Source organism: Stenotrophomonas acidaminiphila, from assembly GCA_002951995.1.
Taxonomy (GTDB): Bacteria; Pseudomonadota; Gammaproteobacteria; order Xanthomonadales; family Xanthomonadaceae; genus Stenotrophomonas; species Stenotrophomonas acidaminiphila_A.
The window spans coordinates 3,598,306-3,615,834 of sequence record CP019797.1 but is presented as its reverse complement, the minus strand read 5'-3'; the positions used below and the strand labels follow the sequence as shown (position 1 = coordinate 3,615,834).

The following is a 17,529-nucleotide window of genomic DNA, read 5'->3' as shown; positions in this document are numbered from 1 at the left end:
CGCATTCATGCCTGGCCGGCGGGCCCGGGCGGCGTCACCGCGCGTGCCGCCTGAGCAGTTCCAGCAGCACCCCGGCCTCGTCCGCGCGCCGCGCCGGATCGGCCTCGGCCACGACATGGTCGCTGAGATGGCCGGCCATCACCTCCAGCATCAGCCCGTGCATGGCGCCCTTGGCGGCGGCGATCTGCACCAGGACCGCGTCGCAGTCGTCGCCGGCTTCCAGCGCCTGCTGCAGCGCGGCCACCTGGCCGGCGATGCGGCGCACCCGGGTGAGCAGCTTCTTCCTGTCGCGCTGGATATGGGCCATGGCCGGATCGTATACCCTATGGGGGTATCTGAGAAGGTGTCACGCCATGAATCCCGAAACCCTTGCCCGCTCCCGCCAGCACAGCCACGCGTTCAGCCATGGCAACCCGATGGCCGAAAAGAACACCCGCCGTGCCATGGCGCTGACCCTGGTGATGATGGTGGTGGAGATCGCCGGCGGCTGGTGGTTCAACTCCATGGCGGTGCTGGCCGACGGCTGGCACATGAGCTCGCATGCGCTGGCATTGGGCCTGGCCGCGTTCGCCTACGCCTGCGCGCGGCGCTACCGCGACGACCCGCGCTTCGCCTTCGGCACCTGGAAGATCGAGATCCTGGCCGGCTACACCAGCGCGATCCTGCTGCTGGGCGTGGCCGGGCTGATGGCCTTCGAGTCGATCGCGCGGGTGTTCAAGCCCAGCCCGATCCACTACCAGCAGGCCATCGCCATCGCCGTGGTGGGGCTGGCGGTGAACCTGTTGTGCGCGTGGTGGCTGCGCGACCAGCACGACCACCACCACCACGACCATGGGCACCACCACCCTCATCACGACCATGGCCACGAACCCCACGGCCACCATGAGCACGACCTCAACCAGCGTTCGGCCTACCTGCACGTGCTGGCCGATGCCGCCACCTCGGTGCTGGCGATCATCGCGCTGCTCGGCGGGCTGTACTTCAATGCGTGGTGGCTGGACCCGCTGATGGGTATCGTCGGCGCGGTGCTGGTATCGGTGTGGGCCTGGGGCCTGATCCGGCAGACCGGCCGGGTGCTGCTCGACGCGGAGATGGACGCGCCGGTGGTGGCCGAGATCCGCGAGGCGGTGGAACAGGGGCCGGTGCCGGCCCATATCAGCGACCTGCATGTCTGGCAGGTCGGCCGCGGCCGCTTCGCCTGCGCGATGGAAGTGGCGACCGTGCCGGGTGTCGACGCCGAGCTGTTCCACCGCGCGCTGTCGGTGCACGAGGAGATCGTGCATGTCACCGTGGAAGTGCGCAGCGCCGCGCCCTGAGCACGGCGGCGCTCAGATGACCCGCAGCGTGATCGCCTTGAGCACCGCGCGGGTACGGTCGCGGGTGTCGAGCTTGTCCAGGATGGCCGAGACGTAGTTCTTCACCGTGCCCTCGGCCAGGAACAGGCTGGCGGCGATCTCGCGGTTGCTGTAGCCGCCGGCCATCAGCCGCAGCACCGCCACTTCCTTCTGGCTGAACAGCTCGCGCGGCGCATCGTCGGCGTGGTAGCGATAGCGCTGGCGTACCGGGTCGGTGCTGACCGGTTGCAGCAGGGTCCGCCCGGCGACGATGCGCACGATGGCGTCGCGCAGGTCTTCCGGCGCGGCGTCCTTGAGCAGGAAACCCTGCGCGCCGGCCGCGGTGGCACGCAGCAGCAGGTCGCTCTCGTCGAAGGTGGTCAGGAACAGGCAGGGCGTCAGGTCGCCGCGCGCGCGCAGCGCCTGCAACGCCTGGATGCCATCCATGCCCGGCATGCGGATGTCGGAGACGATCAGCTGCACCGGCTGCTGCGCCAGGCGTGCCAGCAGCGCCTCGCCGCTGTCGGCCTCGAAAGCGATGTCGATGCCCTGTTGCTGCAGCAACGCGCGCAGGCCGGCGCGGATCAGGGCCTGGTCGTCGACCAGGGCGATGCGCGGGGTGCGGCTCATGCCGCGAACTCCGCCTGGATGTGCAGCGCGCCGTCCGGCTTGCGCCGCAGCTGCAGCCTGCCGCCGTGCTCGGCGACGCGTTCGCGCATGCCGGTCAGGCCGTTGCCCTCGCGCAGTTCGCCGCGCAGGCGGCCGTCGTCGTGCATGTCCAGCAGCAGGCGCCCGTCGTGCTGCCGCAGGGCGACGTGCAGCACCTGCGCGTCGCCGTGGCGCGCGCTGTTGGTCAGCGCTTCCTGCACACAGCGCAGCAGCGCCTCGGCCAGCGCGGTGTCGCGCACCCGCACGTTGTCGTCCAGCTGCAGGTGCAGGCGTGGCCGCGGCAGCGGCGCGGCCAGCGCGTGCAGGGCGGTGGCGATGTCCAGCCCGCCGCCGTCGCGCAGTGACTGCACCACGGCGCGGATGTCGCCCAGCAGTTCGGCGGAAAGCCGTTCGCACGATGCCAGCCCAGCCGGTGCGCCCGGCTGCGTGGCCAGCGCGCGCAGCTGCAGGCGCAGCGCGGTGAGCGTGTGCCCGGCGACATCGTGCAGGTCGCGCGACAGCCGCAGGCGCTCGGCGTCGCGCGAGCTTTCGGCCAGCAGCGCACGGGTGGCGAGCAGGTCGGCGTTGACCAGCGCCAGGCGGTCGCGGGCCAGCTCGGCGCTGCGCGCGTAGTGCGTGGTCAGCATGGCGAAGGCCTGGAAGCCGGCGAAGATCACCACCACCACCCCGGCATGCGCGTTGACCCCGTGCAGCACGGCGTACATGCCCAGGTCCAGCGCGGCGACCGCCAGCAGGGCGATGCGCAGCGGCCAGGTGGCGGCGACCTGCGCCGCCAGCATCACCAGCAACGCCGGCGCCACCCCGCTGTAATGCGCCAGCCGTACCAGCGCCAGCGCCGCAATGGCTTCCACCAGCAGCAGCGCGGCGCGTTGCCAGGACGCCCGCGGCAGCGCCGTGGCCACCAGGAAGGCGGCCAGGAACAGCAGGGCACTGCCCCAGCGCCAGGGCAGCAGCGCGGTGTCGCCATAGGACAGGGTGAAGGCCACCGCACACCAGGTGAGCAGTCCGGCCAGATTGAGGGGGTGGAGAAGTCCGCGCCAGCGCGACTGCGAGCCGAGTTCCATGCATGCATGCTGGTGGGCGCGCCGGCCGGCGGCAAGGGGGACGCTGCAGAAAGTGACTTCCGGCAGGGTCCGGAGGTGACCACGGCGACTGCCGTGGCCGACGCCGTGCAACGAATCTGTGCACCAGCCGCCGCATTCCGCCGGCCGCCATCGGAGGATGTCATGCCTGGGTATTCGTTGTTCGTCGCGCTGCATGTGCTGGCCGGGGTGGTCGCGCTGGCCGGCTTCTGGTCGGCGGCGCTGATGAAGAAGGGCTCGCCGCGGCATCGTGCGCTGGGCAAGGTGTACCTGCTGGCGATGGCGGCGATCGTCGCCACCGCGCTGCCGATCACCGTGGAGTACGCCTGGTTCCGCAAGCAGCCGCTGTCGGCGCTGTTCCTGGCCTACCTGATGGCCCTCACCGGCAACGCTGCCTGGCTGGCATGGCGCGCGGTCACCGACAAGCGCGACTGGAAGCGGCTGGTGGCGCGCGTCGGCTGGAAACTGGCGCTGTGGCCGGTGCTGCTGCTGGCGCTGGCCACGCTGGTGGTCGGCGTCCGCCATGGCCAGCTGCTGTTCCTGGGCTTCTCCACGATCGGCCTGTGGGTGGGCGGGCGCATGTGGAAGTTCGCCCGTCGCGGCCCGTCGCGCCCGGACTGGGCACTGCGCCAGCACTACCAGTCCATGCTGGGCGCGGGCATCGCCACCCACGTGGCGTTCCTTGGCATCGGCATGCGCCCGCTGTGGCAGTGGCTGCAGGCGCACGCCGCGGTGCCGCCGCTGCTGGTCGAGCTGTTCCCGTGGATGGCGCCGGTGGTGGTGGCGGTGGTCATCGGCCTCCGCCTGGACCGCAGGTACGGCCGCCGGCCCGTGCCCGCGCGGTGAGCCGCGGCGTGCGCCAGCTGCCAACGAAAACGCCGCCCGTGGGCGGCGCTTTGGTGTGCATGTCCCGCGATGCGCCGCTCAGACGTCGCCGCCGTCGGCCCAGCCTTCGCCGCTGCCGCGCTGCAACACCCGGTCGCCGTCCTGCACGTCGCCGGCCGGCAGGTGCGCCTGGTCGGCGAGCCGTGCGTAGAGCGGGGTGAAATCCGGCTCGGTCGCCGCCATCAGCTGCTCGAAGCTGTCGATCACGAAGTAGGTCTTCTGGAAGGTGTCGATGCGGTAGCGGGTACGCATGATCCGCTCCAGATCGAAACCGATGCGGTTGGGCGCCGCCGACTCCAGCGAATACAGCGACTCGCCCTTGGACGAGACGATGCCGGCGCCGTAGATGCGCAGGCCGTCGGCGGTGTCGATCAGGCCGAACTCCACCGTGTACCAGTACAGGCGGGTGAGGTTCTGCAGCGCGTCCGCGCCGATGGCGTGCGCCTTGACGCCGCCGCGGCCGTAGGCGGCCATGTAGTCGGCGAACACCGGGTTCATCAACAGCGGCACGTGGCCGAACAGGTCGTGGAACAGGTCCGGCTCGGCGATGTAGTCGATCTGGTCGGGGCGGCGGATCCACCACGTCACCGGGAACCGGCGGTTGGCCAGGTGCTCGAAGAAGTCCAGTTCCGGCAGCAGTCCCTCCACGCCCACCAGGGTCCAGCCGGTGGCCGCGCCCAGTACCTCGTTGAGCTGGTCGAAGCGCGGGATCATGTGCTCGCTCATGCCCATCTCGTCCTGGGCATCGAGGAATTCGCGGCAGGCGCGGCCGACCAGCAGTTCGCGCTGGCGCCGGTACAGCGTGCTCCAGGTGGCGTGGTCGTCGGCGCTGTAGCCGTCCCACGGCTGCTCCACCACGGCGGTGGTGTAGACCGGCACATAGCCCTTGTCGGTCTGCTGGTGTTCTACGCGGCGCGGGGACGTGTCCATGGCGGCATTCCGGAAAGTGGATCGCCCTGATGGTAGAAATCCGGCCGCGCAACAGGTGTGCGAAATTGCGCTTGGCAAGCGGCATGGCGCAAGATTATTGCGTCGATTCAATGTTGCGGGGCAACAAAATGAACGCCATCTCCCTCGACCGCACTGATCTGCGCCTGCTGGCGGAGATCCAGCAGCACGGTCGCGCCACCAATGCCGAACTGGCCACGCGGGTGAACCTCTCGCCGTCGGCCTGCCTGCGCCGGGTGCAGCGGCTGGAAGCGGACGGGGTGATCGCCGGTTATGGCGCGCGCCTGGAGCCGCGCGCCATCGGCCTGGGCCTGCAGGCGTTCGTGCGCGTGCAGTTGTCCAAGCACGGGCAGGCGGCGATCGGCCATTTCGTCGAGGCAGTGCAGTTGTGGGACGAAGTCGTGGCCTGCCATGCGCTCACCGGCGACATGGATTACCTGCTGCACATCTACGTGCGCGACCTGGACCACTTCTCGGCGTTCCTGCTCGACAAGCTGCTGGACGCCACCGGCGTGGCCGACGTGAATTCCAGCTTCGTGCTGCGTACCGTCAAGGAGTTCCGCGCGCTGCCGTTGTCGCAGCTCGGTCGCGGTTGACGCCGGCCGGCGCTGCCCGACGCACTGCGGCCGGGCGCCGGATCCACCGGTGATCGCCGTTGGCTTGATCGGCGTCATGGTGGTCGCGGGGGCCGGCGCCGACGATGGCGCCATCCCCACCCGGAGCACCTCCATGTCGATCCGCCTTGCTGCTGCCCTGCCTCTCCTGCTGGTCGCCGCCCCGGCGCTGGCGGCCGATGCCGGCGGAGTGCCGTTGCTGGACCTGCGCTACCGCTACGAGCATGTCGCGCAGGACGGCATCGCCCGCGACGCCGACGCCCACAGCGCCCGGCTGCGGCTGGGTTATCGCACCGCGCGCTGGCATGGCTGGTCGGCGCTGGGCGAGGTGGATGGCGTGGCCCACCTGGGCGGCGAACGCTTCAACGACACCCGCAACGGCCGCACCCGCTACCCGACCGTGGCCGACCCGGACTACGTCGAACTCAACCAGGCGCTGCTGCGCTACGACGGCGGCCACGGCAACGTGCAGCTGGGCCGCCAGCGCATCAACCTGGGCAACCAGCGTTTCGTCGGCGGCGTGGGCTGGCGCCAGAACGAGCAGACCTATGACGGCGCGATGATGGAACTGGCGCCGGCCGCCCGCTGGAAGCTGACCTACGCCTACGTGACCAACATCAACAGCGTGTTCGGCCCGGACCAACCGCCGGCCCCCAGCCTCACCGCGCCGGCCAACATCCACGGCGACAGCCACCTGCTGCAGGCGCGGTTCGCGCCCGGCACGCAGCTGGCGTTCACCGGCTACCACTACCGCCTGGACCTGGAGAACGTGGCGGTGGCCGCGGGCGCGCCGCGCGGCACGCTGTCGGCCGACACCACCGGCCTGCGCGTGCAGGGCAGCCACGGCGCCTTCGGCTACGTGCTGGAACATGCGCGCCAGGTCGATGGCCACGGCAACCCGTGGTCGCTGGACAGCCGCTACTGGCTGGGCGAGGCCAGCCATGCCGCCGGCGAGGTGAAAAGCACGCTCGGCTATGAAGTGCTCGGCGCCGGTGCGGGTGGCCCCGGCAATCGCGCGTTCCAGACGCCGCTGGCGACCAAGCACGCCTTCCAGGGGTGGGCCGACCAGTTCCTGACCACGCCCGCCGATGGCCTGCGCGATGCGTATGCGGGCGTGGTGGTGCCGTTGGCCGGCGGCAAGGCGCAGGCGTGGTACCACGATTTCCGCAGCGATCGCGGCAGCTACCGCTACGGGCACGAACTCAACCTGTCGTGGGAGCGCGCAGTGCCGCAGCTCAAGGGCCTGAGCGTGCTGCTCAAGGCCGCGCGCTACCGCAGTGCCGACGCACTGCGCACCCGCGATGCCGACAAACTCTGGGTGCAGCTGCAGTACACGCGGTCCTAGCCGCGGCGTGCCGCGCTCAGCGCGACGGCGCGGTGCAGCTGCCTTCCTTGCCGCGCAGCTTGTCCAGCCGCGAACGCCCGTCCAGGCAGCGCTGGTAGGCCTCGGCCGCGGCGGCGCTGGCCCGCGCATCGGCGTTGCGTGCGCTGGCCGCGTGCGCCTGCTGCAGGCGGGCGACACCGGCGCGGATCTGCGGCATCGCCGCCATCGCCGCTTTCTCGCCCTCGAGGATGGCGCGCCCGCGCTGTTCGAAATCGGCCGCGCCGATGTCCAGCACCTGCGGCCGGATCACCACGTCGGCACGCGCCAGCTCCTGTTCGCCCAGGCGCTGGCCCATGATCGCGATGGACTGGTTGACCGTGCCCAGCAGGCCGCTCGGGCGCTGCCCGCTGGCCTTGCTGGAAATGTCCACGGCGATGACGAACTCGGCGCCGAGCTGGCGTGCGGCATCCACCGGCACCGGGCTGACCACGCCGCCATCGACGAACGTCTTGCCGCCGATGGTGACCGGTTCGAACACCCCCGGCACCGCGCTGGACGCGCGCACCGCCTGGCCGACGTTGCCGCGCACGAACACCGCGCGCTCGCCGGTCTCCAGCTGCGTGGCCACCGCCGCGAACGGCTTCTTCAGCTGCTCGGCGGGCTTGTTGGCGACCTGCGCGTTGACGTAGTCCTGCAGCTTCTGGCCCTGGATCAGGCCGCCGGAGAACAGGCGCACGTCGCGGATGCTGGCCTGGTCCAGCGATACCGCCTTCTGCTGCATGTCGAAGGCATTCATGCCACTGGCGTACAGCGCGCCGACCACGCTGCCGGCACTGGTCCCTGACACCACCACCGGCTCGAAGCCGTTGGCTTCCAGCATCTTGATCACGCCGATATGGGCGAAGCCCTTGGCCGCGCCGCCGCCCAGCGCCACGCCGATCTTCACCGGCTTGGCCGCGGTGACCGGCCGGCCCGCGGCCGGCGCCGCGGGCTTCACGTTCTCGCCGCCGCACGCGGCCAGCAGGCCGGACAGCGAAAGGGACAGCAGCAGGCGGACGGTGCGCGGCTTCATGATGAACGGGTGGGGGGCGTTGAAAAGGGCGCCAGCATAGCGCTTTGCGCCGGGCACGGGCCGCGCCGGCCGCGCGGCCGTTTAGGCGCCACTTCGTTGCCGCCGCGTGGTGGCGATCAGGCGTCGCCGGTCAGCAGCACCAGGCTGGCCAGCGACATCAGCCAGAACAGGCCGCCCGGCACCAGCCAGAGCCAGTTGGCCAGCGTCAGCCGCGCATTCGCCGCGCCCGCGGGGTCGCCGCTGGCCAGGTTGGCTGCGCGCTGCGCGTGGACCATCGCCAGGGTGCCGCCGGCCAGGCTCAGTACGATCAGCCCGAAACCCGGCCCGAATGGCAGCACCGAATCGGGGACGCGGCTGATGATGCGGCCGCTGATCGCCGAGACCACGAACAACGTGGCCCAGGCGCCAGGTGACCAGGCATGGCGGCTGCCGGAGCGTTGCAGCCGCTGGTCGATTTCGCGGTTCAGGCCGTGGGCGAAGAAGATCGAGAAGAGGGCGCGCGGGACCGGCCAGATGTCGAGCTTCCTGTCGAGCTTGTGCAGTTTCCAGTGACGCCAGAACCAGTACAGCGAATACAGCCCCAGGGTGGCGAACGAGAGCAGTACCAGCTTGGTCACGGACACCACGTAGAACGGCGGCAGGCGCGGCCGTTCCGTGGGAGCGGCGACCAGCGCCGCCCGTGGTGCCGCGTAGACATCGTCCTGCGCGTCCATGCCACCCCTCCATCCCTGCAGGTGATTGCGGCGAGTATGCGAGGGCGCGCGCACGCCGACAAGCGGCGCCGGCCCGCGCGGCGGCCTGTCCGGCCGCGGTGGCTCAGAACCGGTTGTCGCCGTCCAGGATGCGCCCCAGCCCGCCCAGCACCGAGCCTTCGCCGCGGCTCTGGCCGCCGCCCTGCGGTGCGGCCGCGTACATGCGCCCGGCCAGGCGCGAGAACGGCAGCGACTGCAGCCACACCTTGCCCGGTCCGGTGAGGGTGGCCAGGAATACGCCTTCGCCGCCGAAGAACATGCTCTTCAGGCCGGCCACGCGGCGCACGTCCATGTCCACCCCGGCGTGGTAGGCGACCACGCAGCCGGTATCCACGTCGATGCGCTCGCCGGCGGCCAGCTCGCGTTCGACCACGCAGCCGCCGGCATGCACGAACACCCAGCCGTCGCCCTCCAGCTTCTGCATGATGAACCCCTCGCCGCCGAACAGGCCGGTCATCACCTTGCGCTGCAGGTGCACCCCGACCTGCACCCCGCGCGCGCCGGCCAGGAAGCTGTCCTTCTGGCAGATCAGCTTGCCGCCGTGCTCGTCGAGCTTCATCGGCAGCACGGTACCCGGGTAGGGCGCGGCGAAGGCGACCCTGGCCTTGCCCTGGCCGCCGTGCGTGTAGAGCGTGGCGAACAGGCTCTCACCGGTGATCACGCGCTTGCCCGCCGACAGCAGCTTGTCCATGAACCCGGCGCCCTCGCTTTCGTGGCGGCCGTCACCGAACACGGTATCCATGCGCACCGCGGCGTCCTTGTACATCAGCGCGCCGGCCTCGGCGATGGCGCTTTCGCCCGGGTCCAGCTCGATCTCCACGAACTGCATCTCGTGGCCGACGATGCGGAAGTCGATGTCATCGGCGCGGTTGCGGCGCCCGCCGACCGGTGGCGGCATCGGCGGTGGCGACGCCTGCCCGCCGAGCTCGGGCAGCGACCCGGCCGGCTGCCAGCCCTGCAGCCCCTCGCGCCAGGCCAGGGCGTCACGGTGCAGCTGGGCGTGGCGGCGGGCGGCCTCGTCGTCGAGCGGGCCGATACGGTCGGAGTGTCCGGGGGTGTGGAAGTACCACTGGCTCATGGGCGTGCCTGGCGGGAAGAAGACCGCCAGTCTATGACGCGGTGGCATGCGCAGGCACCTGCGATCGCTCCACCGGCCGCTGGCCGGTCAGCGCGCGTGCAGCGCCTTGTGCAATACGTCCAGCAACTGGCCGTCGTCCAGCCGCTGTTCCCAGTACATGATGCCGCCGAGCCGGTTGCGCCTGACGTACGCGGCCTTGATCGCCAGCGACTGCGGGTCGTCGTAGGTGATCAGCTGGCGGGTGGCGGGGTTCCACAGCCACGGCGCCTGCGCCTGGGGATCCCAGTGGCGCTCCCAGCCCGGCGCGCCGAGGCGGCCGCGCACGATCTCGCTCCAGTCGATGAAGCCGCCTTCGCTGCCGTACTTCCGGTACAGCCCGGCGTCGACCGGCTCCACGTCGCCGAAGCGGCGGCCATAGAACGGCACGCCGACATTGATCTTGCCCGCCGGCACGCCGGCCTCCAGGAAATAGCGCACCGCGCCTTCTGTGGTACGCGCGCCCGCCGGCGCCCGCGCCGAACGGGCCAGCCCGCTGTGGTGGCCGGTGGTCGGGGTCAGGCTGCCGTGGAAGTCGTAGGTCATCAGGTTGATCCAGTCCAGCGAGCGGACGATGCGCGGCAGTTCCAGGCCGTCGGCGAAGCGGCCCTCGGCGGCGGCGATGGTCAACAGGTAATGGCGCCTGCCGCCGCCTTCGCGGTCCAGGCGCGCGCGCAGCGCTTCCAACAGCACGGTGAAATTGCGGCGGTCGTCCGGGCTGTGGCTGATGTCGGCGTCGCCCAGGGTCGGGTACTCCCAGTCGATGTCCAGGCCGTCCAGGTCGAAGCGGCGCAGCAGGGCGACGCCGCTGTCGATGAAGCGCGCACGCGCCGCTTCGGTGGCCGCGGCCTCGGAGAAGTTGCCGGCGCCCCAGCCGCCGATGGACAGCACGATCTTCAGCGCGGGGTTGTCGGCGCGATGCGCGACGAGCGCGTGCACGTGCGCCGGGTCGACCTTGTCGGGCAGGTACACGCTGCCATCGGGTGCGACTTTGGCGAAGGCGAAGTTGACCACGTCCAGCTGCGCGGCCGGCAGCCGCGGCGGCGTCGGACCGTCGGTCACGTAGCCGATCAGGCGGAAGGGCTGCGCCAGTGCGGTGGCGGCGAATGCGAGCAGCGCGGTCGCCAGCAGGGCACGCAGGCGGCGATGGGGTGCGGACATGGAAGGCCCCGGCATGGATCAGCGCCCACTCTAGCCGCAACGGCGGACGCCGCCGCGTGCGGTAACGCCTGAAACCGTGTGAAGCGCGGCGGGGCGGGCGCACGCCGCCGGCCCTGCCCAGCCGCGCCCGGGTCAGCGCGCTTCGCGCAGATCGGTCGCCAGCGCCGCGGCTTCGGCGGCACAGTCGCGTGGCAGCGGTCGCGGGTGCCTGCGCGCGGCGGCGATTTCGCGCTTCGCCGCGTCCAGGTCGGCGCGGAACGCCGCGTTGTCGTGCAGGCGCGCGACCGTGGCCGCGCCCAACGCCTGGCCCTGCTGCACGTCGCTGTACCAGTGCACGTTGCACACCAGCCGGCTGTGGCCGTAGTTGCGGCCGCGCTCGAGCAGCGCGGTGGCTTGCCCGGGGGCGATCTCCGACAGGATCAACGCCCATGCCCAGCCGATGGCGGTGTGCCCCGACGGGTAGGAGCCGCTGCCGCGCAGGTGCGGTTCGTCGTCCGGGGTACAGGTCGGCTGGCCGTTGACCATGAACGGGCGTGGCCGCTGGTACCGGTTCTTGGCCGCGCGGGTGGCCGCGCTGGCGTCGATCAGGCTGCGCTGCAGCAGGCGGTACAGCGCCGGCGTGTGCGTGTCGTCGACCGCCACCCCCAGCGCGCAGCTGAACTGCCCGGCGCCGGCGGGAAAGCGCAGGTCGGCGTCGGCGCCGGCCTGGGTGAAGCGCGCGCTGCCGCGCAGTGCGATGGCCTCGCCGGCGACGGCGTCGTCCAGCGCCGCCCAGGCCGAGCCCGGCGCGGGCGGTGGCGGGCTCAGTGCCAGGCTGTCGGGAATCGCGTCCGCCTGCAGGTAACCGGTGGGCGCCGGTGCAGCTGGCGCGTCGTGGCCGGGGGCGTGCCGGGCAGGCGTGCCGGCGCAGGCGGCGAGCGCGGCGGCCAGGACGGTGACCGCGCCCAAGCGCAGCGCAAACGGGGAACGTGACATCAACGCGGGCATGATCGGCGGAACGGACCGGCATCATCGCACCGATGCCCCCGCCGACCTAGATGGCGCGGGCCCACGCGCTCAGCCGGCCGTCTTCCTCCTGCACCTCGATCGGGCCGCCGAACACCTCCGACAGCGGGCCCGCGCGCAGCAGCTCGCCGCGCGTGCCGTCGGCGAAGATGCGCCCGCCCTTCATCAGTACCACCCGCTGGATCTCGGGGATCACCTCGTCGATGTGGTGGGTGACCAGCACCAGGGTGATGCCCTGCCCGGCGAGGTGGCGCAGGCTGTCGATCAGGTGCTGGCGCGATACCAGGTCCAGGCCGGTGGATGGCTCGTCGAGCAGCAGTGCGCGCGGCTGGTTGACCAATGCGCGGGCGATCAGCACGCGGCGGGTCTCGCCGGCGGAAAGTTCGGCGTAGCTGCGGCCGAGCAGCGGCAGGGCGCGCGCCAGCGCGAGCGCCTGGCGCGCGCGCTCGCGCATGCTGTCGGTGACGTCGCGGTGCGCCGGCACCACGTAACTGGCGAAGAAGCCGGAGATCACCGCCTCCTCCACCCCCAGCCCGGGCATGTCGGCCAGGTTGCCGGACAGGTCGCCGCTGACGATGCCCAGCTGCGCGCGCAGCCGGTCCACCTGCCAGCGGGTCTGGCCCAGCACCTTGACCGGCACATGGCCGTCGGCGCGCGCCAGCGGGTACAGCTCGCGGGTGATCAGCTTGATGAAGGAGGACTTTCCGCAGCCGTTGGGGCCGAGGATGGCGGTGTGCTGGCCCTGCTCGATGCGCAGGGCCAGGTCGTGCAGGACCCGGACCTGGCCGCGGACGACGCAGGCGTGGTCGAGCTCGATCAGGGGGGCCGCGGTGGCGGCGGTGGCGGTGGACATCGTTCAGGCGGGAGTGGGCGGGGGCGGCGCAGCCTGAAGGATTGGACCAAAGTCGGGCGCCGGGTGGATGAAGTTTGCCGCCGCAGGCCCCATCATGTGTATCCACAGTTTCATCCGCCACCGAACGGCCTGGAGTTCCGCGATGCCCGATACCCTCCTCGACTTCCTCACCGGCGGCGTCGCCGGCCTGGGCTGGTGGGGCATGCTGGCAGTGCTGCTGGTGTTCACCCAGCTCACCATCTTCGCGGTCACCCTGTACCTGCACCGCAGCCAGGCCCACCGCGGCGTGGACTTCCACCCGCTGGTCGCGCACTTCTTCCGCTTCTGGACCTGGCTGACCACCTCGATGATCACCCGCGAGTGGGTGGCCATCCATCGCAAGCACCACGCCAAGGTGGAAACCGACGAGGACCCGCACAGCCCGGTGACCAAGGGCATCGGCCGCGTGTTCTGGCGCGGCGTCGAGCTGTACCGCGAGGCCCGCACGATGCGCGCCGACATCGAGCAGTACGGCCGCGGCGCGCCCGAGGACTGGATCGAACGCCGGCTCTACACCCCGCACGCCAACCTCGGCCCGGTGGTGCTGTTCGCGCTGAACTTCGTGCTGTTCGGCCTGCCGGGCATCGCCCTGTGGGCGATCCAGATGGCATGGATCCCGTTCTGGGCCGCCGGCGTGGTCAACGGCCTGGGCCACTGGTGGGGTTACCGCAACTTCGAATCGGCCGACACCTCGACCAACCTGACGCCGTGGGCGTTCTGGATCGGCGGCGAGGAGCTGCACAACAACCACCACGCCTTCCCCAGTTCGGCGCGCTTCTCGATGCGCCGCTGGGAGTTCGACATCGGCTGGCAGGCGATCCGCCTGCTGCAGGCGCTGGGCCTGGCCAAGGTGCTGCGCGTGGCGCCGACCATGGACATCCGCCCGAACATCGCCGTGCCCGATACCGACACCCTCAAGGCACTGCTGTCGCACCGCTTCCAGGCGATGACCGATTACCAGCGCAACGTGTTCGCCCCGGCCCTGCGTGAAGAGGCGGCCGCCGCCGGCGCCAAGCTGCGCAAGATGCTGCCGCGGCGCATGCGCAAGGGCCTGGTCAATGACGGCCGCTGGCTCAAGCCGGCCTGCCGCGAGCAGCTGCAGCAGTGGGTGAGCCAGCGCCCGCGCATCCAGCTGCTGGTGGAGCACCGTGCGCGCCTGTCGGCACTGCTGGAGGCGCGCACCCATGACGCCGCCGAACGCCTGCGCCACCTGCAGCAGTGGTGCCACGAGGCCGAGGCCAGCGGCGTGGCCGCGCTGCAGGCCTATGCGGCGCGGCTGAAGGGTTACTCGCTCAACGCGGCATGACCACCCGCGCCGCCGCACCGGGCCATGGGCGCCGCCCCGCGCGGCGCCTGCCGGCCCTGCTGGCGGCGCTGCTGCCCTGGGCCGCACCGGCGCAGGTGCAGGACGCCGGCGACTACCTGCGGCGCATGGATCTGGATGGCGACGGCCGGGTCGCGCCGGACGAATACCTGCGGTGGATGCGCTACGCCTTCGAGCGCATGGACCGCGACGGCAACGGCGTGCTGGAGCCGGCGGAACAGCCCGGCGGCCGCGGCCGGCCGATCACCCGCGACCAGCACGAGCAGGCGATCCTCGCCCGATTCCACCGGCAGGATGCCAACGGCGATGGCTTCCTGGATGCACGCGAGCTGATGGCGCCGCCGCGTTGACCGTGGCTCTCCCGGCCTGGCGGGGCCTGCCCGACAAGCGGCCATGCCGGGAACGCCCGGGCGCGGGGCAAGCCCCGCACCCGCGCTGTGTGGGGTGGCCTGCGTCGTAGATGCGGGGCTTGCCGCGCATGCAGCATTCCCGGTGAAGCCGCACCCGCGGCAATCCCGCCTCTGCCGGTGGCCTGCCGCCTGCCCGGAGCGACAGCGCGGCGCGGCGGCGTGGTCCCACGCCTACAATGGCCGCCATGCCCGAACTGCCCGAAGTAGAAACCACCCGCCGCGGCCTGGAACCGCACCTGCAGGGGCGCCGCATCCATGGCGTGATCCTGCGCCGGCCGGACCTGCGCTGGCCGATTCCGCCGGACATCGAGCGGGCGCTGCCCGGCCAGCGCATCGCCGCGATCCGCCGCCGCGCCAAGTACCTGCTGCTCGATACCGATGCCGGCAGCGCGCTGCTGCACCTGGGCATGTCCGGCAGCCTGCGCGTGCTGCCCGGCGACACCCCGGTGCGCGCGCACGACCACGTCGACATCAGCCTCGAGGACGGGCGCCTGCTGCGTTTCAACGACCCGCGCCGGTTCGGTTGCCTGCTCTGGCAGCCGCCGGGCCAGACCCACGAACTGCTGCGCGGGCTCGGCCCCGAGCCGCTGGACGCGGCGTTCGACGGCGACTACCTGTTCGCGCGCAGCCGCGGCCGCAGCGCACCGGTCAAGAGCTTCCTGATGGACCAGCGCATCGTCGTCGGCGTCGGCAACATCTATGCCGCCGAAAGCCTGTTCATGGCCGGGATCAATCCGCTGCGCGAGGCCGGCAAGGTGTCGCGCGAGCGCTACCAGCGCCTGGCCACCGCGGTGAAGGACATCCTCGGCCATGCCATCACCCGCGGCGGCACCACCCTGCGTGATTTCATCAGTCCCGACGGCGCCCCCGGCTACTTCGAGCAGGAGTTGTCGGTGTACGGGCGCGAGGGCCAGGCCTGCGTGCGCTGCGGGCGCCCGCTGCGCCATGCCAGCATCGGCCAGCGCGCCAGCGTGTGGTGCGGCCACTGCCAGCGCTGAGCGGCCGCGGCGGGCCGGCGCGCGGCCGGGCCCGCCTTCACCCGCGGCTTACCTTCGTTCACCCGCCGCTACCTATCATCCGCCCACCCCCTAACCGGACGACCGCATGGATCGACGCGACTTCCTCCAGCGCGCCTCGCTGGCCTTGGCCGCCTTCGGACTGCCGGCGCTGCCGGCCTGCGCCGCCGCCGAACGGCAGGTGGGCCTGCGTCGCATCGGCCAGCCGCAGCCGTTCGACTTCGCCGCGCTCAAGGGCCAGGCGCGCGCGCTGTCGCAGGCACCGTACCGCAGCCACAAGCGCACCCTGCCGCCGGAAGTGGAGGCGCTGGACTGGGACCAGTACCAGTCCATCCGCTACCGCCAGGACCACGCGCTGTGGGCCGACCAGCCCGGCAGGTTCCAGGCCAGGTTCTTCCACCTGGGCCTGTACTTCCATTCGCCGGTGCGCATGTTCGACGTGGTCGGCGGCCAGGCGCAGGAGCTGGCCTACGACGGCGCCGCGTTCGATTACGGCAACAGCGGCATCCACGGCGGGCGGCTGCCGCCAGACCTGGGCTTCGCCGGCTTCCGCCTCAACACCCGCAGCGACACCGAGCGCGACTTCGCCGCGTTCCTGGGCGCCAGCTACTTCCGCGCGGTGGGCAAGGAGGGCCAGTACGGCCAGTCCGCGCGCGGACTGGCGATCGACACCGGTACCGGCAGGCCGGAGGAATTCCCCGATTTCATCGCCTACTACCTGGAACAGCCGGCGCGCGATTCGGACACCGTGGTGGTCTATGGCCTGCTGGATTCGCCGAGCGTGGCCGGCGCCTACCGCTTCGCCATCACCAACGGCGACGTGCTGCTGATGGACATCGACAGCGCGCTGTACCCGCGCCGCGAGATCGAGCGGCTGGGCATCGCCCCGTGCACCAGCATGTACCAGGTGGGCGAGAACGACCGCCGCATGGCCTGGGACTGGCGCCCGGAAATCCACGATACCGACGGCCTGTCGATGTGGAGCGGCGCCGGCGAGTGGATCTGGCGCCCGCTGTGCAACCCGGCGCAGCTGCGCTTCAACATGTTCGTGGACAACAACCCGCGCGGCTTCGGCCTGCTGCAGCGCGACCGCAATTTCGACCATTACCAGGACGACGGCGTATTCTACGAGAAGCGCCCGTGCCTGTGGGTCGAGCCGAAGGGGCAATGGGGAGAGGGCTCGGTGCAACTGGTGGAGATTCCCACCGTCGACGAGACCTTCGACAACATCGTCGCGTTCTGGAACCCGAAGCAGAAGCCGCAGCCGGGGCAGGAACTGCTGGTCGGCTACCGGCTGTACTGGGGCGCGCAACCGCCGGCGCGGCCGCCGCTGGGCTACTGCGTGGCCAGCCGCACCGGGCTGGGCGGGGTGATCGGCAAGAAGCGCGAGTACTTCTCCTGGCGCTTCGCGGTGGACTTCGAGGGCGGCGACCTGGCCAGCCTGATCGACAAGGCCGAGGTCGAGGCGGTGGTGCAAGCCAGCAGTGGCCGGGTGGAAGTGGTGTCGGCCCGGCCGCTGCGCGAGATCAACGGCTACCGCGCCATGTTCGACCTGGTGCCGCCCGACAACGGGACCGGGCAGATCGACATCCGCCTGTACCTGCGTAGCGGCGGCAGGGCCCTTACCGAGACCTGGCTCTACCAGTACAACCCGCCGCCGGCGGACCAGCGCACGCTGTACTGAGCCGCCGCGCCGGTGCACTGCCGGGTGCCGCCGGCAGCGTGCGCCCGGCCCGCTGGGCGATGCCGAACCCGCGCAGCGGCCGGCACAGCGGCAGGCATCCGTTGACAGCATCGCCCGATCGCGCCTAAAACGGCCGACGGTCCGTCGCCGCCCGGGGAAGGCGCATGGCGCGAGGCGACCGTAGCGCAAGGGCCCTCCACGGCGCCGCAAGGGCGGACCTGGCGCGCCCGCGGTGACGACGAC

Annotated in this window: 18 protein-coding genes; 8 read left to right on the top strand and 10 right to left on the bottom strand. The window is 71.4% G+C overall.

Features of this window, described 5'->3' with window-relative positions:
- Positions 1–34: 34 nt before the first annotated feature.
- Complete coding sequence (locus B1L07_16035; GenBank protein AUZ56340.1) at positions 35–307, bottom strand: transcriptional regulator; 273 nt, start codon at positions 305–307, stop codon at positions 35–37.
- Positions 308–353: 46 nt separating this feature from the next.
- On the opposite strand from B1L07_16035, the gene B1L07_16030 reads away from it, so the two are divergent.
- Entirely contained in the window at positions 354–1,316 is a 963-nt protein-coding gene (locus B1L07_16030; GenBank protein AUZ56339.1) for a cation transporter, read from the top strand.
- Between the two features lie 12 nt (positions 1,317–1,328).
- Here the strand turns inward: B1L07_16030 and B1L07_16025 are convergent, their stop codons facing one another.
- Both B1L07_16025 and B1L07_16020 read right to left on the bottom strand, forming a co-directional pair.
- Positions 1,329–1,964 (bottom strand): DNA-binding response regulator, encoded by a 636-nt coding sequence (locus B1L07_16025; GenBank protein ID AUZ56338.1) that lies wholly within the window; start codon positions 1,962–1,964, stop codon positions 1,329–1,331.
- Entirely contained in the window at positions 1,961–3,178 is a 1,218-nt protein-coding gene (locus tag B1L07_16020; GenBank protein ID AUZ56337.1) for a hypothetical protein, read from the bottom strand. Before B1L07_16020 ends, B1L07_16025 begins: the two co-directional genes overlap by 4 nt.
- Before the next feature lie 66 nt (positions 3,179–3,244).
- Here B1L07_16020 and B1L07_16015 point away from each other — a divergent pair, with 66 nt between their 5' ends.
- On the top strand, positions 3,245–3,931 hold the full coding sequence (locus B1L07_16015) for a hypothetical protein (protein AUZ56336.1): 687 nt from the start codon (positions 3,245–3,247) through the stop codon (positions 3,929–3,931).
- A gap of 78 nt (positions 3,932–4,009) precedes the next feature.
- On the opposite strand, the gene B1L07_16010 is transcribed toward B1L07_16015, so the two are convergent.
- On the bottom strand, positions 4,010–4,900 hold the full coding sequence (locus tag B1L07_16010; GenBank protein ID AUZ56335.1) for a phenylalanine 4-monooxygenase: 891 nt from the start codon (positions 4,898–4,900) through the stop codon (positions 4,010–4,012).
- Between the two features lie 128 nt (positions 4,901–5,028).
- Between B1L07_16010 and B1L07_16005 the strand changes: the two genes are divergently transcribed.
- Both B1L07_16005 and B1L07_16000 read left to right on the top strand, forming a co-directional pair.
- Positions 5,029–5,514, top strand: coding sequence for an AsnC family transcriptional regulator (locus tag B1L07_16005; GenBank protein ID AUZ56334.1), 486 nt, complete (start codon positions 5,029–5,031; stop codon positions 5,512–5,514).
- Positions 5,515–5,647: 133 nt separating this feature from the next.
- Positions 5,648–6,877 carry a hypothetical protein gene (locus tag B1L07_16000; protein AUZ56656.1) on the top strand — a complete coding sequence of 410 codons (1,230 nt, stop codon included), beginning with the start codon at positions 5,648–5,650 and terminating at the stop codon, positions 6,875–6,877.
- A 16-nt stretch (positions 6,878–6,893) separates the two neighbouring features.
- Here B1L07_16000 and B1L07_15995 read toward each other — a convergent pair whose 3' ends face one another.
- The 6 genes from B1L07_15995 to B1L07_15970 all read right to left on the bottom strand — a co-directional run bounded on the left by B1L07_15995 (position 6,894) and on the right by B1L07_15970 (position 12,813).
- On the bottom strand, positions 6,894–7,928 hold the full coding sequence (locus tag B1L07_15995) for a Patatin (protein AUZ56333.1): 1,035 nt from the start codon (positions 7,926–7,928) through the stop codon (positions 6,894–6,896).
- Positions 7,929–8,044: 116 nt separating this feature from the next.
- Positions 8,045–8,641, bottom strand: a complete 597-nt coding sequence (locus tag B1L07_15990; protein AUZ56332.1) for a hypothetical protein — start codon at positions 8,639–8,641, stop codon at positions 8,045–8,047.
- A 103-nt stretch (positions 8,642–8,744) separates the two neighbouring features.
- Positions 8,745–9,758, bottom strand: coding sequence for a TIGR00266 family protein (locus tag B1L07_15985; protein ID AUZ56331.1), 1,014 nt, complete (start codon positions 9,756–9,758; stop codon positions 8,745–8,747).
- Positions 9,759–9,845: 87 nt separating this feature from the next.
- Positions 9,846–10,955: a hypothetical protein gene (locus B1L07_15980; GenBank protein ID AUZ56330.1), complete on the bottom strand. Its 1,110-nt coding sequence runs from the start codon at positions 10,953–10,955 to the stop codon at positions 9,846–9,848.
- 132 nt (positions 10,956–11,087) lie between these two features.
- Entirely contained in the window at positions 11,088–11,930 is an 843-nt protein-coding gene (locus tag B1L07_15975; protein AUZ56329.1) for a phosphatase, read from the bottom strand.
- A 58-nt stretch (positions 11,931–11,988) separates the two neighbouring features.
- Entirely contained in the window at positions 11,989–12,813 is an 825-nt protein-coding gene (locus tag B1L07_15970) for an ABC transporter ATP-binding protein (GenBank protein ID AUZ56328.1), read from the bottom strand.
- Positions 12,814–12,955: 142 nt separating this feature from the next.
- Between B1L07_15970 and B1L07_15965 the strand changes: the two genes are divergently transcribed.
- The 4 genes from B1L07_15965 to B1L07_15950 all read left to right on the top strand — a co-directional run bounded on the left by B1L07_15965 (position 12,956) and on the right by B1L07_15950 (position 17,286).
- Complete coding sequence (locus tag B1L07_15965) at positions 12,956–14,158, top strand: acyl-CoA desaturase (GenBank protein AUZ56327.1); 1,203 nt, start codon at positions 12,956–12,958, stop codon at positions 14,156–14,158.
- On the top strand, positions 14,155–14,526 hold the full coding sequence (locus B1L07_15960; protein ID AUZ56326.1) for a hypothetical protein: 372 nt from the start codon (positions 14,155–14,157) through the stop codon (positions 14,524–14,526). Before B1L07_15965 ends, B1L07_15960 begins: the two co-directional genes overlap by 4 nt.
- Positions 14,527–14,771: 245 nt before the next feature.
- Entirely contained in the window at positions 14,772–15,584 is an 813-nt protein-coding gene (locus B1L07_15955; protein AUZ56325.1) for a DNA-formamidopyrimidine glycosylase, read from the top strand.
- Positions 15,585–15,690: 106 nt separating this feature from the next.
- On the top strand, positions 15,691–17,286 hold the full coding sequence (locus B1L07_15950) for a glucan biosynthesis protein D (GenBank protein AUZ56324.1): 1,596 nt from the start codon (positions 15,691–15,693) through the stop codon (positions 17,284–17,286).
- Positions 17,287–17,529 lie beyond the last annotated feature (243 nt).